The 24,655-nt window shown below is 75.6% G+C and carries 23 protein-coding genes; 12 read left to right on the top strand and 11 right to left on the bottom strand.

What is annotated here, in order from left to right; genetic code table 11:
* The first annotated feature begins 49 nt into the window (after positions 1 to 49).
* The gene (locus J2X49_RS07090; protein WP_310124315.1) at positions 50 to 757 is read left to right on the top strand and encodes a hypothetical protein; all 708 of its coding nucleotides are present in this window, start codon (positions 50 to 52) and stop codon (positions 755 to 757) included.
* Here J2X49_RS07090 and J2X49_RS07085 read toward each other — a convergent pair.
* Together J2X49_RS07085 and nudC are read right to left on the bottom strand one after the other, a co-directional pair.
* Positions 684 to 2,423 (bottom strand): ATP-dependent helicase, encoded by a 1,740-nt coding sequence (locus tag J2X49_RS07085; RefSeq protein ID WP_310124314.1) that lies wholly within the window; start codon positions 2,421 to 2,423, stop codon positions 684 to 686. The two genes, J2X49_RS07090 and J2X49_RS07085, sit on opposite strands and share 74 nt — an antisense overlap.
* The gene (gene nudC / locus J2X49_RS07080; protein WP_310124313.1) at positions 2,390 to 3,304 is read right to left on the bottom strand and encodes an NAD(+) diphosphatase; all 915 of its coding nucleotides are present in this window, start codon (positions 3,302 to 3,304) and stop codon (positions 2,390 to 2,392) included. Before nudC ends, J2X49_RS07085 begins: the two co-directional genes overlap by 34 nt.
* Before the next feature lie 58 nt (positions 3,305 to 3,362).
* On the opposite strand from nudC, the gene J2X49_RS07075 reads away from it, so the two are divergent.
* Positions 3,363 to 4,403 carry a phosphotransferase gene (locus J2X49_RS07075; RefSeq protein ID WP_310124311.1) on the top strand — a complete coding sequence of 347 codons (1,041 nt, stop codon included), beginning with the start codon at positions 3,363 to 3,365 and terminating at the stop codon, positions 4,401 to 4,403.
* Positions 4,404 to 4,414: 11 nt separating this feature from the next.
* Here J2X49_RS07075 and J2X49_RS07070 read toward each other — a convergent pair whose 3' ends face one another.
* Entirely contained in the window at positions 4,415 to 7,561 is a 3,147-nt protein-coding gene (locus J2X49_RS07070) for an ATP-dependent DNA helicase (RefSeq protein WP_310124308.1), read from the bottom strand.
* Positions 7,558 to 10,647 (bottom strand): PD-(D/E)XK nuclease family protein, encoded by a 3,090-nt coding sequence (locus J2X49_RS07065; protein WP_310124307.1) that lies wholly within the window; start codon positions 10,645 to 10,647, stop codon positions 7,558 to 7,560. Before J2X49_RS07065 ends, J2X49_RS07070 begins: the two co-directional genes overlap by 4 nt.
* Before the next feature lie 113 nt (positions 10,648 to 10,760).
* Between J2X49_RS07065 and J2X49_RS07060 the strand changes: the two genes are divergently transcribed.
* Together J2X49_RS07060 and J2X49_RS07055 are read left to right on the top strand one after the other, a co-directional pair.
* The gene (locus J2X49_RS07060) at positions 10,761 to 10,979 is read left to right on the top strand and encodes a DUF3107 domain-containing protein (RefSeq protein WP_128190749.1); all 219 of its coding nucleotides are present in this window, start codon (positions 10,761 to 10,763) and stop codon (positions 10,977 to 10,979) included.
* Complete coding sequence (locus J2X49_RS07055) at positions 10,979 to 11,281, top strand: hypothetical protein (protein WP_310124306.1); 303 nt, start codon at positions 10,979 to 10,981, stop codon at positions 11,279 to 11,281. The genes J2X49_RS07060 and J2X49_RS07055 overlap by 1 nt, the downstream gene beginning before the upstream one ends.
* Before the next feature lie 36 nt (positions 11,282 to 11,317).
* Here the strand turns inward: J2X49_RS07055 and J2X49_RS07050 are convergent, their stop codons facing one another.
* Complete coding sequence (locus J2X49_RS07050) at positions 11,318 to 12,040, bottom strand: ferritin-like fold-containing protein (protein ID WP_246991701.1); 723 nt, start codon at positions 12,038 to 12,040, stop codon at positions 11,318 to 11,320.
* Between the two features lie 121 nt (positions 12,041 to 12,161).
* On the opposite strand from J2X49_RS07050, the gene J2X49_RS07045 reads away from it, so the two are divergent.
* Positions 12,162 to 13,601, top strand: coding sequence for a DEAD/DEAH box helicase (locus tag J2X49_RS07045; RefSeq protein ID WP_192575897.1), 1,440 nt, complete (start codon positions 12,162 to 12,164; stop codon positions 13,599 to 13,601).
* Between the two features lie 380 nt (positions 13,602 to 13,981).
* On the opposite strand, the gene J2X49_RS07040 is transcribed toward J2X49_RS07045, so the two are convergent.
* Positions 13,982 to 14,851, bottom strand: a complete 870-nt coding sequence (locus J2X49_RS07040) for a PHP domain-containing protein (RefSeq protein ID WP_310124301.1) — start codon at positions 14,849 to 14,851, stop codon at positions 13,982 to 13,984.
* Positions 14,852 to 14,874: 23 nt separating this feature from the next.
* On the opposite strand from J2X49_RS07040, the gene J2X49_RS07035 reads away from it, so the two are divergent.
* Positions 14,875 to 15,882, top strand: coding sequence for an endonuclease/exonuclease/phosphatase family protein (locus tag J2X49_RS07035; protein WP_310124299.1), 1,008 nt, complete (start codon positions 14,875 to 14,877; stop codon positions 15,880 to 15,882).
* Here the strand turns inward: J2X49_RS07035 and J2X49_RS07030 are convergent.
* Positions 15,870 to 16,649: a hypothetical protein gene (locus J2X49_RS07030; protein ID WP_310124297.1), complete on the bottom strand. Its 780-nt coding sequence runs from the start codon at positions 16,647 to 16,649 to the stop codon at positions 15,870 to 15,872. The genes J2X49_RS07035 and J2X49_RS07030 overlap by 13 nt on opposite strands.
* A gap of 57 nt (positions 16,650 to 16,706) precedes the next feature.
* Between J2X49_RS07030 and J2X49_RS07025 the strand changes: the two genes are divergently transcribed.
* Positions 16,707 to 18,158, top strand: a complete 1,452-nt coding sequence (locus J2X49_RS07025) for an aminopeptidase P family protein (protein WP_310124293.1) — start codon at positions 16,707 to 16,709, stop codon at positions 18,156 to 18,158.
* A gap of 3 nt (positions 18,159 to 18,161) precedes the next feature.
* Here the strand turns inward: J2X49_RS07025 and J2X49_RS07020 are convergent, their stop codons facing one another.
* Positions 18,162 to 18,830, bottom strand: coding sequence for a LysE/ArgO family amino acid transporter (locus J2X49_RS07020; RefSeq protein WP_310124291.1), 669 nt, complete (start codon positions 18,828 to 18,830; stop codon positions 18,162 to 18,164).
* Between the two features lie 85 nt (positions 18,831 to 18,915).
* Between J2X49_RS07020 and J2X49_RS07015 the strand changes: the two genes are divergently transcribed.
* Positions 18,916 to 19,797: a LysR family transcriptional regulator ArgP gene (locus J2X49_RS07015; protein WP_310124287.1), complete on the top strand. Its 882-nt coding sequence runs from the start codon at positions 18,916 to 18,918 to the stop codon at positions 19,795 to 19,797.
* Here the strand turns inward: J2X49_RS07015 and J2X49_RS07010 are convergent.
* A complete protein-coding gene (locus J2X49_RS07010) occupies positions 19,780 to 20,376 on the bottom strand; it encodes a general stress protein (protein WP_310125976.1) in 597 nt (198 codons plus the stop codon). The genes J2X49_RS07015 and J2X49_RS07010 overlap by 18 nt on opposite strands.
* Positions 20,377 to 20,462: 86 nt before the next feature.
* On the opposite strand from J2X49_RS07010, the gene J2X49_RS07005 reads away from it, so the two are divergent.
* The 3 genes from J2X49_RS07005 to J2X49_RS06995 are packed head-to-tail and all read left to right on the top strand — an operon-like array spanning position 20,463 to position 23,252.
* Positions 20,463 to 21,692 (top strand): magnesium transporter MgtE N-terminal domain-containing protein, encoded by a 1,230-nt coding sequence (locus J2X49_RS07005; protein ID WP_310124285.1) that lies wholly within the window; start codon positions 20,463 to 20,465, stop codon positions 21,690 to 21,692.
* Between the two features lie 46 nt (positions 21,693 to 21,738).
* Complete coding sequence (locus J2X49_RS07000; protein WP_310125973.1) at positions 21,739 to 22,170, top strand: DUF1003 domain-containing protein; 432 nt, start codon at positions 21,739 to 21,741, stop codon at positions 22,168 to 22,170.
* Positions 22,167 to 23,252, top strand: coding sequence for an Mrp/NBP35 family ATP-binding protein (locus J2X49_RS06995; RefSeq protein WP_310124282.1), 1,086 nt, complete (start codon positions 22,167 to 22,169; stop codon positions 23,250 to 23,252). Before J2X49_RS07000 ends, J2X49_RS06995 begins: the two co-directional genes overlap by 4 nt.
* A gap of 13 nt (positions 23,253 to 23,265) precedes the next feature.
* Here the strand turns inward: J2X49_RS06995 and J2X49_RS06990 are convergent, their stop codons facing one another.
* Positions 23,266 to 23,628 carry a Sec-independent protein translocase TatB gene (locus J2X49_RS06990; protein WP_246991717.1) on the bottom strand — a complete coding sequence of 121 codons (363 nt, stop codon included), beginning with the start codon at positions 23,626 to 23,628 and terminating at the stop codon, positions 23,266 to 23,268.
* Between the two features lie 97 nt (positions 23,629 to 23,725).
* Here J2X49_RS06990 and J2X49_RS06985 point away from each other — a divergent pair, with 97 nt between their 5' ends.
* Positions 23,726 to 24,367, top strand: coding sequence for an O-methyltransferase (locus J2X49_RS06985; protein WP_128189916.1), 642 nt, complete (start codon positions 23,726 to 23,728; stop codon positions 24,365 to 24,367).
* 81 nt (positions 24,368 to 24,448) lie between these two features.
* Here J2X49_RS06985 and J2X49_RS06980 read toward each other — a convergent pair whose 3' ends face one another.
* On the bottom strand, positions 24,449 to 24,622 hold the full coding sequence (locus J2X49_RS06980) for a DUF3117 domain-containing protein (protein WP_128189917.1): 174 nt from the start codon (positions 24,620 to 24,622) through the stop codon (positions 24,449 to 24,451).
* Positions 24,623 to 24,655 lie beyond the last annotated feature (33 nt).

The raw sequence follows: 24,655 nt of genomic DNA, 5'->3' as shown, positions 1-24,655 counted from the left end.
CTGTGGAGAGCCGCCGACGCGACCGCGGCTGCTGGCGCACCATGCCGCCATGCTCCGACTCGATCCGCACCTCGCCGTCTTCCGCACCTCCCCCGACCGGATCGCGATCGGCGCGCAGCAGCCGGTCGTCGAGCTCGACGCCGACGAGCCGACGCTGCGCGGCGTCGCCCTGCTGACGCGGGGCGTCGTGCGCCGCGAGCTCGAGCAGCTGCTCGGCGACGAGCCGGCCGGGGCGCTGCTCGAGCGGCTCGCGCCCGCGCTCCTCGAGACCGCGCCGCGCCTGCCCGCCCGCGTGCGCGGGCGCATCCGGCTCGCCCTCGACGTGCACCGCGCGGTGCGGGCCGCGGGGCACCCGGCCGCCGACGACGGGCTCGTGATCCCGGTCGCCGCGTGGCGCCTGCCGCCGCGCGAGCAGGAGCGGCTGCTCGACGCCGACGTCGCGCACCTGCCCGTCGTCGTCGGCGACGCGTGGGTGCAGGTCGGCCCCTACGTGCCGGGCGGCGCCGGCTGCTCGGCGTGCGCGCCGGTCGACGATGCGCTCGTGCCCGGCCATCTCGTGCCCGTGCCGAGCCCGAGCGCCGCCGCGCAGACCGTCGTGACGGTGCTGGATGCGCTGCGGCGGCTCGAGGCGGACGGCCTGCCGGCGGGGTGGGGCGCCCGGATCGCGCAGCGCGACGGCGCGGTCAGCGCGCTGCGCCGCCCGCGGCCGCGGGCCTGCCCGCACGCAGCTCGGCGAGGAACCGGGATGGCTGCCTGACGGCGTGCCCCGAGTGCTGCGCCCACGTCAGCGACAGGCTGCGCTGGGCGCGGGTGATCGCGACGTAGAGGAGCCGGCGCTCCTCGTCGATCTCGGCGAGCGTCGTCGCGTGCGAGATCGGCAGCAGCCCCTCGGCGAGGCCGCACACGTGCACGTGCTGCCACTCGAGGCCCTTCGCCGCGTGGATCGTGGCGATCGTGACGGCCGCGACCGTCGGCTCGTGCTCGGTCTGGGCCCGGCGCTGCAGGTCGGCGGCGAACGCGGGCAGGTCGGTGCCGCCCGCCTCCTCCGCGAGCGTGACGAGCGCGTGCAGCGCATCCCACTGCGAGCGCTCCTCGCCGTGCGTGGCGGGCGGCTCCGCCCGGTAGCCGAGCCCCATCACGATGTCGGTGACCGCCTGGAAGACCGGCCGGCCGTCGGCAGGGGCGCTCCGCAGCATCATGACGGCGCGCTTGATGACGGGCAGCTCGAAGAAGCGCACCGAGCCGCGCACCGTCGACGACAGGCCGACGCCGGCGAGCGCCTGCTCGATGAGGCCCGACTGCGCGTGGAAGCGCGTGAGCACGGCGATGCTGCCGGGGTCGGCGCCCGCGTCGACCTGCGCGCGGCACGCGGCCGCGATCGCCGCCGCCTCGGCCGTGTCGTTGCCGTGCACCGCGACCGCGGGCTCGAGCCCGTGCTCCCACGACGCGGCGGTGAGCGTGAGCGCGTCGCGGCCGCGCATCAGCCGGTTGGCGCAGCCGACGATCGCGGCCGTGGAGCGGTAGGAGCGCTCGAGCCGCACCACCTCGGCATCGGGGTGGTCGTGCACGAAGCGCGACAGGCTCGCGGGGTCGGCGCCGGCGAACGAGTAGATGGTCTGGCTCGGGTCGCCGACGACGCAGACGTCGCGGCGGTCGCCGAGCCACGCGGCGAGCAGCTGCTGCTGCATGGGCGAGACGTCCTGGTACTCGTCGACGGTGAAGTGCCGGTATCGCGAGCGCACCTCGTCGGCGACGACGGGCTCGCGCTCGAGCATGCCGGTGGTCGCGAGCAGCACGTCCTCGAAGTCGATCTGCCGGCGCTCGTCCTTCACGCGCTCGTACGCCATGTGCAGGTCGATCATCGTCTCGGCGTCGACGCCCGTCGGCATGGAGCGGATGCGCGCCTGCAGCCCGTAGTCCTCCATCGTCATCGCCTGCGACTTGCGCCACTCGATCTCGCCCGCGGCGTCGCGCAGCTGCGCCGTCGGCAGCCGCAGCCGCAGCTGCGCGGCGGCGTCGGCGAGCAGCTTCGCCTTCTGCGGCAGCAGCTGCGGCATGCGCGAGCCGGTGATGCGCGGCCAGAAGTGCGACAGCTGCGCGAGCGCGGCGGCGTGGAAGGTGCGCGCCTGCACGCCGCCGGCGCCGAGGCGCGCGAGGCGCGTGCGCATCTCGCCCGCGGCGCGGCTCGTGAAGGTGAGCGCGAGCGAGGCGTGCTCGACCTGGTCGCCGGTCGCGACCGCGTAGGCGATGCGGTGCGTGATCGCGCGCGTCTTGCCCGTGCCGGCGCCGGCGAGGATCGCGACGGGGCCGCCGAGGGTGGTCGCCGCCAGCCGCTGCTGCTCGTCGAGACCGGCGAGGATGCGGTCGGCGTCGGGCTTCGCGCCCGCGGTCACCGCGCCGAGCCCGGCTGCCGGGCGAGCCACGCGTCGAGGATCCAGGAGGCGATGGAGGTGCGGCCCGGCAGCTGCACCGCGCCCGCGCGCAGCTCGTCGCGGGTGAACCACCGCACGTCGAGGATCTCGACGCCGTCGGGCACGATCGTGCTCGGATCGGGCGCCACGCACTCGAAGCCGATCATGAGGCTGCGCGGGAACGGCCACGGCTGCGAGCCGAGGTATCGGGGCCGCTCGACGCGCAGGCCCGTCTCCTCCAGCACCTCGCGCACGACGGCCGCCTCGAGCGACTCGCCGGGATCGACGAAGCCGGCGATGAGCGAGTACCGCCCCTCTGGCCACGCCGCGTTGTGGCCGAGCAGGATGCGCTCGTCGGCGGGGTCGTGGATCGCCACGATCACCGCGGGGTCGGTGCGCGGGAAGTGCGCACCGCCGCCGCCGTCGCGCCGGACCCAGCCCGACTCCTCGAACGCCGCGGCACTGCCGTCGACCGGGCTGTGGTGGCTCTCGCGCTGCCAGACGCCGAGCGCGACCGCCTGCACGAGCACGCCGGCGTCGGCGTCGTCGAGGTCGGCCCCGACCTCGCGCAGCGACCGCCACTCGGCGCCCTCGACCTCGAACGGCTCGGCCACGAGCAGGCTCAGCACCACCCCGCCCGGCGTGCCGTCCGGGAGCGGGCGCAGCCTGCCGAGCCAGCTGAGCGGCACGTGCGGCTCGACGCGCACCACGGCATCCGGCAGCTCGTCGTGGGCGAGGCGCACGAGCCGGCCGTCGCGCACGGGCGCGCGATCGCCGGCGATCACGACGATCCGCGTCGAGGGGTCCTCGAGCGCGCGATCGACCGCGTCGTCCGCGATGCGGGTCGCGTGGTCGCGATCGAGGCCCGATCGGGCGAGCGGGGGAACCTGCACGTCACCTCCGTCGCGTGGCGCGTCCGCCTCGGGTCGAGGTCGGCCTAGCCTGGCATCCATGAGCACGAACCCCTTCACTCTAGCCGCGCTCGCCACCACCGCCGTCGAGGGCCTGGACGTCGTGGGCGCCTCGGAGGACGGCTCGGACGAGCACCGCTCGGTCGTCGCCGCGCGGCTCGCGGACGGCGAGACCGTCCAGGTCGTGCTCCCCCGCTCCGTGGCGGCGCTGCGCTCCGCCGAGGAGCACGCGGCCGCCCTCGCGGCCCTGACGCTCGCGACCCGCTCGCGCCTGCCGTTCGAGGTGCCGTCGGTGCTCGGCACCGTCGACGCCGGCCGGTCCCGGCTGTTCGTGCTCACGCGGCTCGGCGGCGAGGTCATGCGGCTCGGCGACCTCTCCCCCGCGCGCCCCGGGCTCGCCGCCGCCGTCGGCCAGGCGATCGCCGCGATCCACGAGCTGCCGACGTCGGTCGCCGCCGACGCCGGGCTCCCGCACGAGGGCGCGCCGGCGCTCCGCCAGCAGCTGCTCGACATGTTCGACCGCGCCGCCGCGACCGGTGCGGTGCCCGCGGCGCTGCTCGAGCGCTGGGAGGGCGCGCTCGGCGACGACCGCCTGTGGCAGTTCAAGCCGACGCTCGTGCACGGCGACCTGCAGGCGCCCGCGTTCCGCGTGGAGGGCGCGCGCGTCGTGGGGCTCGACGGCTGGCACGCGCTCTCGGTGGGCGACCCCGCGCGCGATCTCGCGTTCCTGCTCGGCTCGACGGAGTTCGGCAGCGTCGACGAGGCGTTCGACGCGCACGCCGCCGCGCGCGGCATCGGCGACCGGCAGGTGCGCCAGCGCGCGATGCTGCACGCGGAGCTCGACATCGCCCGCTGGCTGCTGCACGGCGTCGCGAAGGGCGACGAGTCGATCGTCGACGACGCGAAGGGCATGCTCGCCGGCCTCGTCGCCCGCGTCGACCGCGATCCGGGCGCCGCGATCGCCCCGCAGCGGCTCGAGACCATGGACCTCACCGGGGTGCAGGAGTACCTCGGCGAGTCGCCCGCCGCCACGGGCGAGGTGCCCGGGGCGCCCGACCGCGCGGACAGCGACCGGCCCTAGCGGGACGGCGCTCAGGCGAGCGCCGAGGCCTCCGCCACCGCCTGCTGCGCCCGCAGCCACCGGGCCTCGAGCTCGGCGAGCGACTCGATGCGCTCGGGCCGCACGACGCGGTCGTGCTCGACGAAGTACAGCTCCGCGTCGACCTGCTCGGGGTCGAGCCCGGCGTGCGCCGCGTAGGCCGCGCGGTACAGCGCGAGCTGCAGCTGCCTCGCCTCGAGGTCGGCCGCGCCCTTCGGGAGGGCGCCGGTCTTCCAGTCGACGACGGTCGCGCGGTCGCCGTCGCGGTAGACGGCGTCGATCTTGCAGACGACGGTCGTGCCCGCGAGCGGCAGGTGGATCTCGATCTCGGTCTCGGCCGGCGCGCGGTCGCCGTAGGGCGAGGCCGCGAACGTGCGCTTCAACCGATCGAGGCGCTCGGCGTCGATGCCGACGAGCTCCTCATCGAGGGCCTCGTCGTCGATCGCGTCGCCGAGGCCGACGGCGCTCCCGCGCCGCTCGACCCAGCCGTGGAACAGCGTGCCCAGGCGCGTCGCGGCGAACGGCTGCTGCGGCATGGGGCGTGCGATCTGGCGGGCGACCGCGACGGGGTCGGCCGCCCAGTCCTTGAAGCCGGATGCGGCGATGCGGGTCGGGAGCGTGAGCTCGGTCGCGCCGCGGTCGGCGAGCAGCAGCTCGATCGCCTCGTCCCACGGGGTCGGCGTCGACGCATCCGCCGCCTCGACGCTCGCGGCGGCCGCCTCGACCGCGGCGCGCCGGGCGCCGAGCGGATCGACGGGCCACGCGAGCGAGGGGCTGCGGTCGCCGAGCGGGTTCTCGGTGCCCTTCTCGGGCTGCTCGAGCAGCTCGGCGCGCATGGCGCGGGCCGCGAGCTCGAGCAGGCGCTTGGGCTTCGCGGGCGTGCGCGCCATGCCGTACCACTGCGCGCCGGAGAGCCACAGCGCGCGGCGGGCGCGCGTGACGCCGACGTAGGCGAGCCGGTCCTCCTCGGACTGGTAGTGCTCCCAGAGCTGCCCGAGGAAGCGCTCGCGCGCGAGCGCGTAGTCGTGCTGCGTCGCGTGCCCCTGCCACTCGAGGTGCGGCAGCAGGTCGACGTCGCCGCGCAGCGGGTAGGGCAGCGTTGCGTGCGTGAGCCAGCCGAGCGGCTGGTCGTCCTGCTTCGCGGCCGCGAGCCGCGGCAGGGCCACGACGTCCCACTCGAGCCCCTTCGACGCGTGCATGGTGAGCACCTGCACCCAGCCGGGCTCCGGCTCGGGCTCGGGCACATCGGGCCCGCGGCCCGCCTCGAGCACGTCGAGGTAGGTGAGGAAGGCCTCGAGCGAGCCGCGCTCGTCGGCGGCGGCGAACGCCTGCACCTCGCGACCGAACGCGTCGAGCGCGCCGTGGGCGTGGTGGCGCTTCGCCGCCACCTCGATGTCGAGCCGCAGCGCCTGCTCGACGCTGCGCACGAGCTCGGCGAGCGGCATGCCGGCGCGTCGGCGCAGCTCGCGCAGCAGCGACCCGGCCTCGCGCATGCGCGCGATCCCGACCTCGGTCGCGCCGTCGAGGCGCGGGTCGTCGACGAGCGCATCGAGCGCGTCGACGATCGACACGTGGGCCTCCGGCGCGATCGCACCGCGGTCGGCGCTGCGCTGGTCGTCGCTCAGGCCGCGCTTCGCGAGCGCGGCGGCGTGGCGCTGCAGCGCCGCGAGGTCGGCGACGCCGACGCGCCAGCGGCTGCCGGCCAGCAGCCGCACGAGGCTCGAGCCCTCCTCCGGCCGGCCGAGCACGCGGAGCGCGGCGACGAGGTCGACGACCTCCGGCTCGTCGAGCAGCCCGCCGCCGCCGGAACGGAAGACGCGGATGCCCTCGGTACGGAGCGCGCGCGTGAGCTCGACGCCCTGCGAGTGGGAGCGCACGAGCACCGCGCCCGTCACCGGCGAGCCCGCGACGCCGGCGCCGTGCGAGCGCAGCCAGCCCGCGAGCTCGCGCGACTCGTCCTCGATCGTCGGCAGGTGGCGCACGACGACGTCGCCCGGGCCGGCGCCCCGGCGCGGCTCGAGCCGCTTGACCGGCACGCCCGGCTGCTCTGGCAGCTCGCTCGCGACGGCGTGCGCGAGCGCGAGCACGTCCTCGTCGTTGCGCCAGCTCGTCGAGAGCGCGAGGGTGCGCTCGACGCGGAAGCGCTGCGCGAAGAGGGCGAGGGTGCCGGCGCTCGCGCCGCGGAAGCCGTAGATCGCCTGGTTCGGGTCGCCGACGGCCATGACGGGCGAGCCGTCGAAGAGCGCGTGGATGAGCTGCAGCTGCAGCACGGAGGTGTCCTGGAACTCGTCGAGCAGCACGGCGCGGTGGCGTGAGCGCAGCTCGTCGACCGCGCCCGCGTGCGCGCTCACGGCGTCGAGCGCGAGCCGCACCTGGTCGCTGAACTGCACCGCGCCGCGTCGGCGCTTGGCGTCGTCGAACGCGTCGACCAGGTCGGCGAGCGGCTCGAGGCCACCGATGCGCTCCACGTCCTGCGCGATCGCCTTCGCGTGGGCCGCCCGGAAGTCCTTCGGCTCGTCGGCGGTCGGCAGCTCGAGCAGCGCGCGGAAGCGCTCCGGGTAGCGCCCGCGACGCAGCTCCGCGGTCGAGACGCGGTGGTCGCCGAGCGTGCCGGCGAGCTGCACGACGCGGTCGGCGATCGTCTCGGCGCGGCCGAGCGCCGCGAGCCGCAGGTCGTCGGAGGCGCGCGCGACGCGCAGCGCGAGCAGGAAGGCCGCGGGGTCGGTGAGCACCTCGGACTCGGGGTCGCGGCCGATGAGCAGCGCCCACTCGCGGAACAGCGCGCTCGCGAAGGAGTTGTAGGTCTGCACGACGGGCCTGCGCGTCGCGGCGACCTCGGCGTCGACGAGCCCCGCCTGCGCCAGCGCGCGCAGCTCGGCGTGCAGCCGCTCGCCGAGCTCGCCGGCGGCCTTGCGGGTGAACGTGAGCCCGAGCACCTCGTCGGGCGCGACGGAGCCGTTCGCGACGAGCCACAGCACGCGCTGCGCCATCGTGTGCGTCTTGCCGCTGCCGGCGCCCGCGACGACGAGCGTGGGCGCCTCGGGCGCCTCGATGACCGCGATCTGCTCGTCGGTCGGCAGCTGCGGCTCGCGGCCCCGCACGGCCGCGATCGCCTGGGTGATCTCGATGGCGCTGATCACTCGGTGACCTCCGGGATGACGTGGATGGCGCACTGGCCGAAGCTGTAGTCGCCGCTGCAGTGCAGCTCGGGCCGGGCGACGAACGTGGCGCCGCCCATGGTCTCGACCGCCGTCCGCAGGTGCTCGCGGAACGCATCCGCCACCTCGTCGAACGGCTCGGAGTCGACCGTCTTCTCCTTGCGGGCGAGCTTGGGCATGACGAGCCGCGCCGTGGTCTGCGCGCCCGCCTCGATGCCCTCGATGCCGCCGAGCGCGACGGCGAGCTGGTAGGCGCGAAGCTGGAGGTTGCCGAGCCCGGGCATGGTGCTCGGCACCTTCTTGCCCGTCTTCAGGTCGACGATGCGCACCTCGCCCGCCGGCCCGTGCTCGATCCAGTCGATCGCGCCGGAGAGCACCGCGCCGCCGACCTCGACCGAGAAGCGGGCCTCGCGCTCGTCGCGCTCGATCCTCCAGCCGGCGCCGCGCAGCACCTGGAAGTAGCCGGCGAGCGCGCCCGCCATCGGCACGACCTCGTCGCGCTGCTGCGCCGCCTCCCACGTCGAGGGGTGGTCGAGCTCGGCGAAGCGCGCCTCGACGGCCGCCTCGATCGCCGCGGCGTCGGTCGCGTCGACGCGCTCGACCGCGTCGTGCACGATCGTGCCGAGCGCCGCGGCGCGGTTGGAGGTGCCGCCGGCGAGCCGGCCCACCACCCACGAGAGCTCGCACTCGACGAGGCCCTGCAGCGCCGAGGGGCTCACGCGCACCTGCTCGCTCGCGTCGAGCCGCTCGGTCGTCGAGACCGCCAGCAGCCCGGCCCACTCGGCGGGCGAGGCGCCCGGCACGCCCGCATCGGCGAGGCGGCGGAGCGCCGCCGCCGCCCGGTCGGCGTCGGGGCGGCGGTCGACGACCCGCCGCCGCAGGCTCGCGACGAGCGAGCGCAGCGAGTGCCAGCTGTCATCGGCGCCGGGGACCGGCTCCGGCTCGACCGCGAGCACGAACGGCGACGGCTGCTCGTCCTCGCTCGCGACCGCCGTCAGCAGCACGGCGGCGCGCGCGGTCGAGACCGCCTTCACGAACGTGCGCAGCTCGTCGTGGAGCACCCCCGCACGGGCGTCCTCGGTGGGGTCGCCGTCGAGCCGGTTGGCGCCCAGCAGCGACCCGCGCGGCCGGAGGTTGGGCCACACGCCGTCCTGCAGCCCGGCGACGATCACGGTGTCGAGCTCGCGCCCGACGAACTGGCCGGGGGTGCCGATCGCGACGCGGGCGCCCTCGGCGCGGGCGGCGAGGGAGTCGTCGTCGACGCTCGACGCGAGCCACGCGTCGACGAAGGCGCCCGTGTCGGCGTCGGGCCGCCGTTCGATCAGGCGCGCCACCTGGTCGAAGAGCGCCACGACCGCGTCGAGCCGCCGGTTCGCGAGCGCGCTCTCGACGCCCGAGCCCGCGAGCGCCGCGCGACGCCACGCCTCAGCGACGCCGGCGGCGCTCCACGCGGCCCACAGCACGCGGTCGGCTCCCGCCGGATCGTCGGCCGTGAGCAGCGCCCGCGCGTCGGCGAGCATGCGCGCGAGCCGGCGGGCGCCGGCGGCGCCCTGGCGGGCGGCGGCGAGCCCCTCCAGATGCTCGTCGTCGCCCGCCGCGGCGGCGACGATCGCATCGCGCACGAGCTCGGCCCCTGCGACGTGCACCTGGCCGCCGGCAGCGACGATGCGGTGCCGCAGTGCGCGCTTCAGCCGGCGCACCGCGAGCGCGTCGAGGCCGAGCAGATCGCTGCGCAGCAGCTGCTCGGCGAGCTGCGCGTCGAGCACTCGGCGGCCGGTGGCGACGGCGAGCACGCTCACGAGCGCCTCGACGACCTCGGCCTCGCGCAGGCGGGTCGGGCCGCCCGACGCGACCGGCACCTCGAGCGCCGACAGCAGCGAGCCGAGCTCGGCGGCGGCTCGGCCGGTGCGCGCGATCACCGCGATCTCGTCGAACCCGACGCCCCGCGCCCGGCGCTCGTGGATCAGCCGCGCGATGCGGCGCGCCTGCTCGTCGAGCGACTGGGCGAGGTGCAGCTCGAGCACGTCGTCGCCCGCCTCGGCGCGCGGCGCGGCCTGCCGGTGCGTGCCCGCCCCCGCGGTGCCGATGCCCTGCACGGACCTCGCGAGGAAGGCGCGCACCGTCTCGCCGTGGCGGTGGTCGTGCGCGAGCTCGAGCCGGTGGCCGTGCTCGTGCGCGAACCCGAGCCGCGCGGGCAGGGCCGCGAGCAGCGCGGCGTCGGCGCCGCGGAAGCCGCCCGTCGTCGTGTCGGGGTCGCCGAAGGCGACGACCGCGGCGCCGCGCGCGCGGAGCGCCTCGAGCACGACGACCGCGCCCTCGGTGAGCTCCTGCGCGTCGTCGACGAGCACGAGGCTCGGCAGCGGCACCCGGGTCTCGGCGATGGCGCCGGCCGCGCGGCGCAGCAGCGACGCGGCGGTCACGGCCTCGGCGCCCCGCCGCTCGAGCCGCTGGAGCCGCTGGAGCTCGGCCATGAACTCGGCGGCCGCCGCCCACTCCGGCACCCCGCGCTCGGCCGCGCGCGCAGCGAGCGCCGACGCATCCATGCCCCGCTCCTCGGCCGCCGCCATGAGCTCGCGCAGCTCGGCGCGGAAGCCCGCCTGCTCGCGCACCTCGGCGTGCAGGTGCTCGGGCCAGCGCGGCCCGCGCGCGACGCCCTCGGCCGCGTCGTCGGCGTGGCCGGCGAGCATCGCCGCGATGATGCGGTCCTGCTCGGCGCCCGAGAGCAGCTGCGGCGCGGGCCGCTCGTCGGCCATCGCGGCCGCCGTGAGCAGCGCGTGCGCGAACGACGGCATCGAGCGCGCGAGCGGCCCGGGCGTGACGAGCGCCGTGCGGCGCGCGAGCCGGTCGCGCAGCGCCGTCGCCGCCTGCCGGGAGCCGGCCACCACGAGCAGGCCCGACGGCTCGAGCCCGCCCGCGAGCCGTGCGGCGGCGAGCTCGACGAGCGCGGTGGTCTTGCCGGAGCCGGCGACGCCGAGGACGATGGCGGATGCGCCCTCGGGCAGCGCGAGCACGGCGCGCTGGGACTCGTCGAGGTCGACGCTCGTCTCGAGCAGGCTCTGGCTGGGCATGCGGCCACGGTATCCGCGGCCGCCCACAGGCGGCGCGAGCGCCGCGCGCGGGCGGTGATCGCCCTCGGCGGACACGGCGGGACGGCCGCATCCGATCGCCTATCCTCGGGAGCATGGACATCCGCATCGGCATCAAGGACTCGGCACGCGAGATCGCATTCGACTCGTCGCAGACCGCCCAGGAGGTCGAGTCCGCGGTGCTCGCCGCGCTCGAGGCCGGGCACCTCGCGCTCGACGACGCGAAGGGGCGCCGCTACATCGTGCCGAGCGCGAACATCGCCTACGTCGAGATCGGCAGCGAGTCGACGCGCAAGATCGGCTTCGTCGCCTGATGCCCATCCTGGTCATCGTGCCGATGGTGTTCGGCGCCGCGATCGGGCTCGTGGCCCGCTACCTGCTGCCGGGCCGCGAGTGGGTGGGCCTCTTCCTCAACGTGCTCGCGCCCGCCGCCGCCGCCGGCGTCGTGTGGACGGTCGCCGCGATGCTCGGCGCCGCAGCCGACAACGGCTGGGCCTGGATCGGCAGCCTCGTCGCCGCGCTCGTCGTCGCGGTCGCGCTGCCGAAGGTCCTGCCGCAGCGCCGCGAGCGCGCGGACGCCGCGTACCTCGCAGAGCTCACCGCCCGCAAGGCCTGACGCCCACCAACACGGCCTGAGCCGCGGGGCTCGGCCTCAGGCCGTGAGGCCCAGCTCGTCCATGCGGCGGGTGTGCGACGCGACGATGTCGTTGAACGCGGGCTCGAGCCGCGGCTGGCTCGGCACGGCGCGGCCGGAGTCGTCGGGCCCGTTGACCGCGAGGTACATCTGCAGCAGCGCGTCGCCCACGAGCCGGCGGCCCCACACGGCCAGCCGGTCGGAGAGCCGCGGCGTCGCGTGGATCGCGGCCTGGAGGATGCGCACGAGGTGCCCGTGCGCGCTCTCGCCGCGGAGCGCCCGCAGCATGGCGTCCTGGTCGTCCTCGGGCAGCCCCGGCACGATCGCGACGAAGAAGTCCTCGAGCAGGCCGCTGATGACGTGGATCGCGAGCACCTGCTCGTACCAGTCGGCGCCCTCGACGAGGTTCGAGAAGTCGCGCGTGGCGTCGGCGAACGGGCGCATCGCCTCCTCGGGCTCGACGCCCTCGCCGTCCAGGATGCGCGCGAACGCCCCCGCGCGGGTCGCGTGGATGCGCACCACGTCGGCGAGCGCCACCTGCGTCTCGAGCGACGGCGCCTGCTCCAGCACGCGGCCGGCCTTCGCCACGAGGTCGAGCTCGAGGCCGAGCGCCTGGCCGACGAACGGCACGAGCGCGGGCCGCACGTCCTGCAGCAGCACGCGGTCGCCGACCACCGGGACGCGGTGATGCCGCAGCAGCTGGCGCGTCACGTCGCGCGGCGTCCTGTCGAACCACTTCACCACAGTCGAGCAGTCTAGGGCCGCGATGCGGCCCCGCCCGCACGCCCCCGGGTACGCTGGTCGGAGTAGACGAACAGGCGGAACCCTCTTGACCTTCCAAGACCTCTCCATCGACGCCGACATGGTCCAGGCCCTCGCCGACCGCGGCATCCTCGAGCCCTTCCCGATCCAGACGCAGACGATCCCGCTCGCGCTGTCGGGCCAGGACATCATCGGCCAGGCCAAGACCGGCACCGGCAAGACCTTCGCGTTCGGCCTGCCGCTCGCGCAGCGCCTCGGCGCCGAGCCCGCGGCCGGCGTGCAGGCGCTCATCGTGGTGCCCACCCGCGAGCTCGCCGTGCAGGTGACCGAGGACATGGAGCTCATCACCTCCAACCGTCCGACGACGGTCGTCTCCATCTACGGCGGCAAGGCGTACGAGGGCCAGATCGACCAGCTGAAGGCCGGCGCGCAGATCGTGGTCGGCACCCCCGGCCGCCTCCTCGACCTCGTGCAGCAGCGCATCCTCGACCTCTCCAACGTGAAGGAGATGGTGCTCGACGAGGCCGACAAGATGCTCGACCTCGGGTTCCTGCCCGACGTCGAGAAGATCTTCTCGAAGACCCCCGCGGTGCGGCACACGATGCTGTTCTCGGCCACCATGCCGGGCGCGGTCGTCGCCCTCGCGCGCCGCTTCATGTCGCGGCCGCTGCACATCCGCGCGACCGACGTCGACGAGACCATCGCGCAGGCCAACATCCAGCACGTCGTCTACCGGGCGCACTCGCTCGACAAGGACGAGGTCGTCGCCCGCATCCTGCAGGCCGAGGGCCGGGGCAAGGCCGTCGTCTTCACGCGCACGAAGCGCGCCGCCTCGCGGCTCACCGAGGAGCTCATCGACCGCGGCTTCTCGGCCGCCGCCGTCCACGGCGACATGAGCCAGGAGGCGCGCGAGCGCGCCATGGCGCAGTTCAAGGCCGGCAAGAAGGACGTGCTCATCGCGACCGACGTCGCCGCCCGCGGCATCGACGTCGATGACATCACGCACGTCATCAACCACACGATCCCCGAGGACGAGAAGGCCTACCTGCACCGCGTCGGCCGCACCGGCCGCGCCGGCCGCACCGGCATCGCCGTCACGTTCGTCGACTGGGACGACCTGCACAAGTGGGCGCTCATCGACCGCGCGCTCGAGTTCGGGCGCCCCGAGCCGGTCGAGACCTACTCGTCGAGCCCGCACCTCTACAGCGACCTCAACATCCCGGCCGGGGTCAAGGGCCGCCTGCACGCGACGCCGCCCAACAAGGAGGCCAAGCGCGAGGGCGTCGCGCCCGGCGCGCGCGCCGAGGCGCCCGGCCGCGAGCGCGCCGAGGGCGACCGCCCGCGCCGTCGTCGCGGCGGCCGCGGCCGCTCGGGCGGCGAGGGCCAGCCCCGGACCACGGACGCGGTGCCCGCGCCCGAGGGACGCGGCACGCACGACGGCGGCGGCACCGAGCACCACGACGGCAACGCCGCCCCGGCGCGCCGTCGGCGCCGCCGCAGCCGCTCGGGCTCGGCCACCCCGCCGCCCGCGCAGGCCTGACCGCCCGCCGCGCACCGCGCATCCGCTCGACGGCCGCTCCGCACTCCGCGGGGCGGCCGTCGTCGTGCGCCCCGCCCGCGCCCCGCCTCCCCCGAGTGGCGCCTCCCGCGATCGAGTGGCGCCCCGCGCGATCGAGTGGCGGCTTGTGCGATCGAGCGGCGACGGCCGGCTGACCTCGCGCTTCCGCCTGTCGATGACCGGAGGCGCCAGTCATTCCCCGGAAGCGCCACTCGATCGCCGGGGGCGCCACTCGATCGCCGCGGGCGCCACTCGATCGCCGGGGGCGCCACTCGATGACCGCAGGCGCCACTGGACCGCCGGGGGCGCCACTCGACCGGTCGCGCTGCGGACGGGGCGCGGACGGGGCGCCGCCGCGCGTGTCAGGCGGGGATGACCGGGGCCCAGCCGGTCGCGCGGCGCACGATCTCGGCGAGCACGGCGGGGTCGGTGGTGTGCTCCCCCAGCCGGTTCGGCTTGCCGTCGCCGTGGTAGTCGCTCGAGCCGGTGACGAGCAGCGACAGCCGCTCGGCGTCGGCGAGCAGCTGGCGCCGGGAGGGCTCGTCGTTGTCGCGGTGCCACACCTCGACGCCGTCGAGGCCGGCGCCGACCAGGTCGCCGAGCGAGCCCATCCGCATCACCGCGCGCCCGCGCGCCGCCGGGTGCGCGAGCACGGCGACGCCGCCCGCGTCCTTGATGATGCCGATCGCCTCCTCGGGCGCCGGCGCGTGGTGCGGCTGGTAGTAGCCGCCCTGCCAGTGCAGGATGCCCTCGAACGCGGCCGACCGGTCCGCGACGATGCCGAGCGTGACGAGCGCGTCGGCGATGTGGGGGCGGCCGATCGTGGCGCCGGGCGCGGAGTGCTCCTCGACGTGCTGCCACGTGAGCGGGTAGTCCTGGCCGATCGCGTGCACCATGCGCTCGGCGCGCTCGACGCGCTCGAGCCGGATGCGCTCGCGCTCGCCGATGAACGCCTCGGCCTCCGGGTCGAGCAGGTAGCCGAGCACGTGCACGCTCGCCGGACCGATCTGCGCCGAGAACTCGACGCCCGGGATGAGCACGATGCCGCTGTCGATCGCCGCGACCGCGGCCTCCGCCCAGCCTGCGACCGTGTCGTGGTCGGTGAGGGCGACGGCACCGAGCCCCGCGGCCGCGGCCGCCCGCACGACGTCGCCGGGCGCATCCGTGCCGTCCGACTCGCGCGAGTGCGCGTGCAGGTCGATGGGGCCGATGCCCTCCCAGTCGTGCTCCACCCTGGAAGACTACGCTCGCCGTGATGCTCGTGATCCTCGGCTGGCTGCTCGCCCTCGTGATCGCCGCGTGCCTCGCGCTCGCCGCGTGGCCCCAGGCGCTCGGGCTCGAGCAGGCGCCGGTCGTGGCCCAGGTGGTGTCGATGCGGGTGGGCGTCATCGGCATCGCGCTCGCGCTCGCGGTCGTCGCGCTGTGCTTCGTCGGCTGGCGGCGCGTGCGGCCCTTCGTGCTCGGCGTCGTGTCGATGCTGCTGGTGTTCGCGCTCGTCTCGGGCGGCATCCACGCCTCGCGCGGCCTCGACGACGCGCAGTCGCTCGACCGCGCCTCCGACGACCTCATCGTGCTCACCTGGAACACCCTCGGCGACGAGCCCGGCGCCGAGGAGATCGCGCGCGTCGTCGACGAGACGGGGGCGGATGCGGTGATGCTGCCCGAGACGACGCTGCCGTTGGGCGTCGAGGTCGCCGAGCTGCTCGGCGCGCGCGGCAACCCGTTCTGGGTGCACACCACCGACTACTCCCCCAGCTACGGCGCGCTCAACACGACGCTGCTCATCTCGGCCGCCCTCGGCGAGTATACGACCGACCTGTCGGTCGGCGGCACGCGCACGCTGCCGACCGTCGTGGCGCGACCCGACGACGGCGACGGGCCGGTGCTCGTGTCGGCCCACCCGGTCGCGCCGGTGCCGCAGCAGATGCGCAACTGGCGCGCCGACCTCGACTTCGTCGCGGGCCTCTGCGACGGCTCCGACTCGGTCGTGATGGCCGGCGACTTCAACTCGACCCTCGACCACTGGTGGTCGACGCGCACCGACGGCGGCGACCTCGGCACGTGCCGCGACGCCGCGAGCGCCGTGGGCGCGGGCGCGGTCGGCTCGTGGCCGACGTGGGCGCCGCCGTGGCTCGGCGCGCAGATCGACCACGTGGTCGCGACGCCCGACTGGGAGCCGGTCGCCGCGCGCGTGCTGACGGGGCTCGACGACGTCGGCACCGACCACCGGCCGGTGCTCGTGCAGCTGCGCTACCGCGGCTGAGCCGGGGGTGCGGGCGACGCGGCCGACTCGCCCGTGAGCTCCGCGATCGCCGCGAGCACCGCATCCGCCGCCTCCCGGGTCGCGAGCGGCCGGAAGTGCCCGGCGGCCTCGAGGCGCACGCCGCGCATGCCCTCGGGCACGCGGTTCTGCGGCACGTGCGGGTCGATGCGCGGCAGCACGACGCGGATGCGGGCGTCGGCGCTGCGCTCGGCCGCGAGCGCGGCGAGCATCGCGTTCGACGGGTCGAACTCGCGGATGTAGCCGCCCGGCAGCAGCCTGGCGCGCGACGAGCCGGCGAACGGCGTGGCGAGCGCCACGAGGCCGGCCGGCTGCGCCTGCGCCGCGTCGAGCGCGCGGTCGACGAGCACGCGCTTGCCGATCAGGCCGCCCTTCGAGTGGCCGACGAGCACGATGCGCGCGTGCGGGTGCGCGGCGGCGACGCGATCGACGACCGCCCCGACGACGGGCGCCGACTCGAGCACCGGGCGCAGGTTGCGGCCGAGGTCGGGCACGAAGTGCACCGCGTGCCCGGCGTGCACGAGCCGCTTCGCGAGCGGCTCCATGAAGCGCCACGTCTCGACGACGCCGGGGATCAGCACCGCGTGCACGCGGGCGCCCGGCATCCCCGTGAGCCGCGGCGGCGACGGGTCGAGCGCGGAGCGCACGTGCATGTGCGCCGCGAAGGCGTAGTCGCGCGCCCACACGCGCACCTCCTCGGGCGCGATCGGGTCGATCCCGCTGAGGTCGATCGGTGCCGGCACGCGCATCGGGGAAGTCTAGATCGCGGGCCTGCGAGCCTCCTCGGCGGTGGGATGATGGGGCCCATGAGCGAGTCGACGACGATGCAGGGCACGACCAACCGTTCCACCACGCCGACGGGATCGGCGTTCACCGAGCAGGTGCAGACCGGCTGGGCCGAGCGCGAGGCGACGACGCCCGCGCCGCGCGCATCCGCCGCCCCCGCCGCCGAGCGCCGGGCGCGCATCTCGGCGATGCACCCGGGCGTGCGCCTCGTGATCCCCGCGGGCGGGCTCAAGGTGCGCTCGAACGACACCGACTACCCGTTCCGGCCGCACCCCGACTTCACCTACCTCACCGGCTGGGGCTCCGACGCCGAGCCCGACTCGGTGCTCGTGCTCGAGCCCGCGGGCGACGGCCACGAGGCGACCCTCTACTTCCGCGGGCCCGCCGGCCGCGGCACGACCGAGTTCTACGCCAACCCCGCGATCGGCGAGTTCTGGGTCGGCCCGCGCCCGTCGCTCGACCACGTCGCCGCGGAGCTCGGCCTCCGCGTCGCCGACCTCGACGGCCTCGCGGGCGCGCTCGAGGCCGGAGGCGAGGCGGATGCACTGGTCGTCACCGGCGCCGACGCCGCGGTCGAGGCGATGGTCGCGGGCGCGAACCCCGACGGCGACGTGCTCGCGCGCGACCTGTCGGAGCTGCGGCTCGTGAAGGACGCGCACGAGATCGCCGAGGTGCAGGCCGCGGTCGACGCGACCGCGCGCGGCTTCGACGACGTGATCGCCGACCTCGCCGAGGCGACCCGGCACGAGCGCGGCGAGCGCGTCGTGGAGGGCGCCTTCCACCGTCGCGCGCGGCTCGACGGCAACGCGGTCGGCTACGACACGATCGCCGCCTCCGGCCACCACGCCTGCTACCTGCACTGGACGCGCAACGACGGCCGGGTGCGCGAGGGCGACCTGATCCTGCTCGACGCGGGCGTCGAGGTCGACAGCCTCTACACCGCCGACATCACGCGCACGCTGCCCATCTCGGGCGAGTTCACCGAGCTGCAGCGCAAGGTCTACGACGCGGTGCTCGAGGCGGCCGACGCGGCGTTCGCGATCGTGCGGCCGGGCATCGTCTTCAAGGAGGTGCACGCCGCCGCGATGGAGGTCATCGCGCGCCGCACCGCCGAGTGGGGCCTGCTGCCGATCCCGGCCGAGCAGAGCCTCGAGCCCGACCAGCAGCTGCACCGTCGCTGGATGGTGCACGGCACGAGCCACCACCTCGGCCTCGACGTGCACGACTGCGCCGCCGCCCGCCGCGACTTCTACCACGACGGCGTCGTGCGCGAGGGGATGGTCTTCACGATCGAGCCAGGCCTCTACTTCCAGGCCGACGACCTCACCGTGCCGGAGGAGCTGCGCGGCATCGGCGTGCGCATCGAGGACGACATCGTCGTCACCGCCGACGGCGCCCGGAACCTCTCGGGCGCGATCCCCCGCACCGCCGACGAGGTGGAGGCGTGGATGCGTCGAGTGCGCGAGCGCTGACGCTCAGCCCGCGACGAGGGCGATGGCGATCGCGAGCATGACGGCCGCGATGCCGGCGTCGAGGATGCGCCACGCGCGTCGGGTGCGGAGCACGGGGGCGAGCAGGCGCGCGCCGAGGCCGAGCGCCGTGAACCAGACGACCGAGCCCGCGATCGAGCCGGCGAGGAACCACCAGCGGTCGTCGGCGAAGCCGGTCGAGACGGAGCCGAGCAGCACCACCGTGTCGAGGTACACGTGCGGGTTGAGCCAGGTGATGGCGAGCGTCGTGCCCGCGACCGACAGCGCCGACGCCGAGCGCCGGGCGACCGCGGTGCCGGCGGGCGCGCCCGGTGCCGCCCGGCCCTCCCCGACGGGCTCCGGCGTGAGTTCGAGCCGGTCGTCGCCGCGCCACGCGCGGCGCGCGGCGAGCGCCGCGTAGACGAGCAGGAAGAGCGCGCCGCCCCACCGGGCGACCGCCTCGAGCCACGGGATGCCCGAGATCACCGCGCCGAGGCCCGCGACGCCCGCGGTCTCGAGCAGCGCATCCGACACCGCGCAGATCGCGATCACGAGCCCGACGTGCTCGCGGCGCATGCCCTGCCGCAGCACGTGCACGTTCTGCGCGCCGATGGCGATGATGAGCCCGAGCGAGGCGCCGAGGCCCGAGGCGAGGGCGATGAGCTGCTGATCCACGGGCTCGAGGCTATGCTCGCCGGCACCTGCAGACCAGCGAAGGATCCTGCAGCATCGGAAGCTCCGCTTCATCTACGATCGGGACATGGACCTGCCCCTCGATCAGCTGCGCACGCTCGCCGCCGCCGTCGACGCGGGCACGCTCGACCGGGCCGCCGCGCAGCTCGGCATCACCCCGAGCGCCGTGAGCCAGCGCATCCGTGCCATCGAGCAGCGGGTCGGCCGGGTCGTGCTGCGCCGCACGAAGCCGGTGCGCGCGACCGAGGCCGGCGAGCCGCTCGTGCGCCTCGCGCGGCAGGTCGCGCTGCTCGAGCATGACACCCGCGTCGCGCTCGGCGAGGAGGCCGCCGCTCCCCGCATCCCGCTCGCGGTCAACGCCGACTCGCTCATCACGTGGTTCCTGCCGGCGCTCGGCGCGGTCGCCGCCCAGCGCGACGTGACCTTCGACATCCGCCGCGAGGATCAGGAGCGCACCGCGCAGCTGCTCGAGCAGGGCTCGGTCATGGCCGCGGTGACCTCGCAGCGCACGCCCGTCGCGGGCTGCGTCTCGAGCCCGCTCGGCCGGATGCGCTACGTCGCCGTCGCCGAGCGCGCCTTCGCCGAGCGCTGGTTCGCGGACGGGCCGACGCGGAGTGCCCTCGAGCGCGCGCCGATCGTCGACTTCGACCTGCACGACACGCTGCAGGCGGCCTTCGCGCGGCGCCACCGCGCCCGCGCCGAGGCGCCGCGCCACATCATCAGCGCCTCGGCCGAGTACGCCGAGGCGATCCGGATGGGCCTGGGCTGGGGCATGCTGCTGCCGGGCCAGTACGAGGCGGGCGTCGCCGACGGCTCGCTCGTGCAGCTCGCCGATGACGGCATCGAGGTGCCGCTGCACTGGCAGCGCTGGAACCTCGCCTCGCCGCTGCTCGACCTCGTCACCGACGCGGTGCGCGAGGCGGCGCGCAGCTCAGCGGCGCTCGTCTGAGGGCTGCTCGGGCGGGGTCGCGGCACCCGGGGGCGGCAGTTGCTCGGGCATCGGCGGCGCTGCCGGCTGCTGCGCGGTCGGCGCGGCCTCCGGCTCCTCGGTCGGCACCGGCGTGCCGCGCTGCCCGATGATGTGCATGGCCTTGCCTGCGGTCTGCTGCGGCGCCATCACGTCGTAGCGGCCCGCGAGCACCTGCTGCACCGAGGCGTAGTCGCGCTTGCGCCGCGTCATCGCGTGCGAGAGCACGCCGAGCAGGATGCCGAAGGCGAGGCCGAGGAGCGGGAACAGCAGCACCGAGCTGATCGCCTCGGGCACGAAGAGCATGTAGACGAGGCCGATGAACGCGCCGAAGCCGAGGCCCCGCAGCGCGCCCGCGCCGGCGACCTTGCCCCAGGTGAGGCGGCCGGTGATGCGCTCGACGATCTTCAGGTCGTTGCCGACGATGGCGAGGCCCGCGAGGTCGGCGTCGGCGCCCGACACCTTCGCGATCGCCGCCTGCGCCTGCTCGTACGTCTCGAACGACGCCACGACCACGCCGCGCGGCAGCTGCTGGTCTCCGCGCGCTGCTCCCTGGAACATGCTCACCTTCCCAGTCTCCCACGCCCGTCCCGCGCGGCCCGGTCCGGTTCGCTGTCGGCGTCACCGCGCGCGGTACGTTGGACGGCATGAGCGCACCCACCGTCTTCGTCGCGCGCCTCGCCGGCGCGGGCGTCTTCGACCCCGCCGGGGAGCGGATCGGCAAGGTGCGCGATGTGGTGACGGTGCCGCGGCAGGATGCCTCCCCGCGCGTCGTCGGCCTCGTCGTCGAGGACACGAGCCGCCAGAAGGTCTTCCTCTCGATCGGCCGGCTGCTGTCGATCGGCGGCGGGCAGCTCATCGCCTCCGCCATCAGCGACCGCCGCTTCCGCCAGCGCGGCGGCGAGCGCCTGCTGCTCGCCGACGTGCTCGGGCGCCAGGTGCGCCTGCGCGACGGCTCGGGCGCGACGCTCGAGGACCTCTCGATCGCCGAGCGCGGGCCCGGCGAGTGGGAGGTCGACGAGCTCTTCCTGCGCAAGCCGAAGACCGGCCCGTTCGGCAAGGGCCCGACGGCGCTCGCGCGCTGGCACGAGGTGCAGCACGAGCCGGGCGCCGAGCACGACACCGAGCACCTGCTCGCCTCGCTCGAGGAGCTGCCCGCGGCCGACGCCGCGTCGGCGATGCTCGACCTGCCGCAGCAGCGCATGATGGAGGTCGCCGAGGACCTCTCGGACGACCGGCTCGCCGACATCCTCGAGGAGATGCACGAGGATCGGCAGATCCAGATCCTCAACGCGCTCGAGGACGACCGCGCCGCCGACGTGCTCGACCAGATGGAGCCGGACGACGCCGCCGACCTCATCGCGCACATGCCCACCGACCGCGGTGAGGCGCTCCTCGAGCTCATGGACCCCGAGGAGGCGGAGGACGTGCGCATGCTGCTCGCGTTCGGCGCCGACACCGCGGGCGGGCTCATGACGACCGAGCCCATCATCCTCGCCTCGGACGCCACCGTCGCCGAGGCCCTCGCGCTCATCCGCCGCCACGAGGTCGCGCCGGCGCTCGCCGCCGCCATCTGCGTCACGCTGCCGCCGTACGAGGCGCCGACCGGCCGCTTCCTCGGGATGGTGCACTTCCAGCGCCTGCTGCGCTACCCGCCCAACGAGCGCGTCGGCACGCTGCTCGACGACCAGATCGAGCCCGTGCTGTCCTCCACCTCCGCCGCCGAGGTCACGCGCCAGCTCGCCGCCTACAACCTCGTGTCGGTGCCCGTCGTCGACCCGGCGGGCCGGCTCGTGGGCGTCGTGACGATCGACGACGTGCTCGACCACCTGCTGCCCGAGGACTGGCGCGCGCAGGAGGAGGCGCCGCGTGGCTGAGCGCGACGACCGGTTCGCGCGCCCGAAGTCGCGCCGCGGCATCCGCATGCCCGAGTCGAAGGACCGCTTCGGCCGCTTCACCGAGTCGTTCGCGCGCGCGATGGGCACGCCCGCGTTCCTGATCGGGATGACGATCTTCGTCACCTTCTGGCTCGGCTACAACTCGCTCACGCCACCCGAGGCGCAGTTCGACCCGCAGGATCAGGGCTTCCCGCTGCTGACCCTCGTGCTCAGCCTGCAGGCCTCCTACGCCGCCCCCCTGCTGCTGCTCGCGCAGAACCGGCAGGACGACCGCGACCGCGTGCAGATCGAGCAGGACCGCCTGCGCGCCGAGCGCAACCTCAACGACACCGAGTACCTCGCCCGCGAGGTCGTGGCCCTGCGCATGGCGATGCGCGACATGGCCACCCGCGAGTTCATCCGCGCCGAGCTGAAGTCGTTCGTCGACGACCTCGACGAGCGGCGCGCCCCGCAGTGACGATCGATCCTGCGCTCGCCCGGGCGCTCGCGACGGTCGTCGACCCCGAGATCCGGCGGCCGCTCGTCGAGCTCGACATGATCCCCGAGGCCGTCCTCGACGGCCCGGTCGCGCGCATCCGGCTCGAGCTCACGGTGGCCGCGTGCCCGGCGGCCGACCGGATCCAGGCGGATGTGCGGCAGGCGGCCGCGTCGGTGCCGGGCGTCGAGCGCGTGGAGGTCGAGGTCGGCGTCATGGCGCCCGCCGTGCGGCAGGCCCTCGTCGAGCGGCTGCGCGGCTCGCGCCCGGCGCAGCTTGGCCCCGGCACCCTGACGCGCATCATCGCCGTCGCGAGCGGCAAGGGCGGCGTGGGGAAGTCGACCGTCACGGCCAATCTCGCGGTCGCGCTCGCGGCGCGCGGGCTCTCGGTCGGCGTGATCGACGCCGACGTGCACGGCTACTCGATCCCGGCGCTGCTCGGCACCGACGCCCGGCCCACGCGCGTCGGCGACATGATGATGCCGCCGGAGGCGCACGGCGTGCGGCTCGTCTCGATCGGCATGTTCGTCGACGGCAACCGCTCCGTGTCGTGGCGCGGGCCCATGCTGCATCGCACGCTGCAGCAGTTCCTCGCCGACGTCTGGTGGGGCGACCTCGACGTGCTGCTCATCGACATGCCGCCGGGCACCGGCGACGTGGCGATCTCGCTCGGCCAGCTGCTGCCGCACGCGGAGGTGCTGGTCGTGACGACCCCGCAGCGCGCGGCGGCCGACGTCGCCGAGCGCGCCGCCGAGGTGGCGCGGCAGACCGGGCAGCGGGTGCTGGGCGTCGTCGAGAACATGGCCGGGCTCGCGCAGCCCGACGGCACGATCCTCGAGCTCTTCGGCGCGGGCGGCGGCGACGAGGCCGCCAGGCGGCTCGGCGTGCCGCTGCTCGCGCGCATCCCGCTGTCGGTCGCGCTGCGCGCCGGCGGCGACGCGGGCGCGCCGGTCGTCGCTGCCGAGCCGACCGACCCGGCGGCCGCCGCGGTCATCGCGCTCGCCGAGGCGCTCCGCGGCACGCGGCCGATCGCCCGCCGCAGCCTGCCGCTCGCACCCGCGTGAGCCCCGCGCGGGGCTAGGTCGCCTCGTCGTCGAACCGCATCGGGCCCGACGGTCGCGCGGGCAGGCCCGTGACGGTCGCGACCGACGCCTTCGCCGACGCGCTCGCGAAGTCCTCGGGCGGGTCGCGCAGCGCCTCCATCACGATGCGGCGGGGGTCGTACTGCCGCGGGTCGAGCTTCTGCCAGTCGACCTCGTCGAACTCCGGCCCCATCTCCTCGCGCATCCGCTCCTTCGCGCCGCCGGCGAGGTCGCGCAGGCCACGCACGAGGGCGCCGAGCTTCTCGGCGAGCGCGGGCAGCCGCTCGGGGCCGATGAGGAAGGCCGCGAGCAGCGCGATGAGCAGCAGCTTGTCGAGGGTGATGCCGGCGAAGGACACCCCTCCAGGGTAGTCGAGCCGCACTGGTGCTCCTCCGGGCGGCGAGCCGCGGGGCGCCGGATGCGCCGGGCTCGGTAGGCTCGCGGGCGGAGGAACCGTGCAGACACCATCGCTCATCGCCAAGTACCTCGACGACCTCGCCGCCGAGGACGAGGTGCTCACCGCAGCACGAGACGCCTCCGGCGAGCTCGGCATCACCGCCGTCGCGCCCAGCGTCGGGGCGCAGCTCGCCGCCGTCGCCGCGGCGACGCAGGCGAACGCCATCCTGGAGGTCGGCACCGGCGCCGGCGTGAGCGGCCTGTGGCTGCTGCGCGGGGCCCCGGGCGCGACCCTCACCTCGATCGACACCGAGCTCGACCACCAGCAGCACGCGCGCGCCGCGTTCTCGCAGGCCGGGATCCCGGTCACGCGCGCGCGGCTCATCACGGGCAAGGCGCGCGACCTGCTGCCCCGCATGAACGAGGCGAGCTACGACATCGTCTTCCTCGACGCAGACACCGCCGGCATCCTCGAGTACGTCGAGCACGCCCTCGCGCTCGTGCGCGTGGGCGGCTCGGTGCTCGTCGCGCACGCCCTGCTCGGCGGTCGCGTCGCCGATCCCGCGCAGCGCGACGACAGTGTCGCCGACGTGCGGGCGCTGCTGAAGGAGCTCTCGACGAGCGACGCCGTGCGCGCCGCCGTGTCGCCCGTCGGCGACGGCCTGCTGCAGATCGTGCGGCTCCCCGAGCCCACCCGCTGAGCCTCGCCGCACCGACGGCGAAGGGGCCGATCCGCCAGTGGATCGGCCCCTTCAGCTGTCGGGCTCAGCGGCCCGCCGGTGTCATGCGGAGACGACGACCTCGCCCAGCGCCCTGTGGAGCGCGGCGGCCTCCTCGTCGTTCACGGAGACGACCAGCCGGCCTCCGCCCTCGAGCGGGACGCGGACGACGATGAGCCGGCCCTCCTTGACGGCCTCGAGCGGTCCATCGCCGGTGCGTGGTTTCATGGCGGCCATGCGGCTCCCCCTTCAGTTCTCGTGGCTCTATTG

Source organism: Agrococcus sp. BE272 (genome assembly GCF_031457935.1).
Classification (GTDB): Bacteria; Actinomycetota; Actinomycetes; order Actinomycetales; family Microbacteriaceae; genus Agrococcus; species Agrococcus sediminis.
The sequence above is the reverse complement of the archived record's forward strand: the minus strand, read 5'-3'. Positions and strand labels throughout refer to the sequence as shown.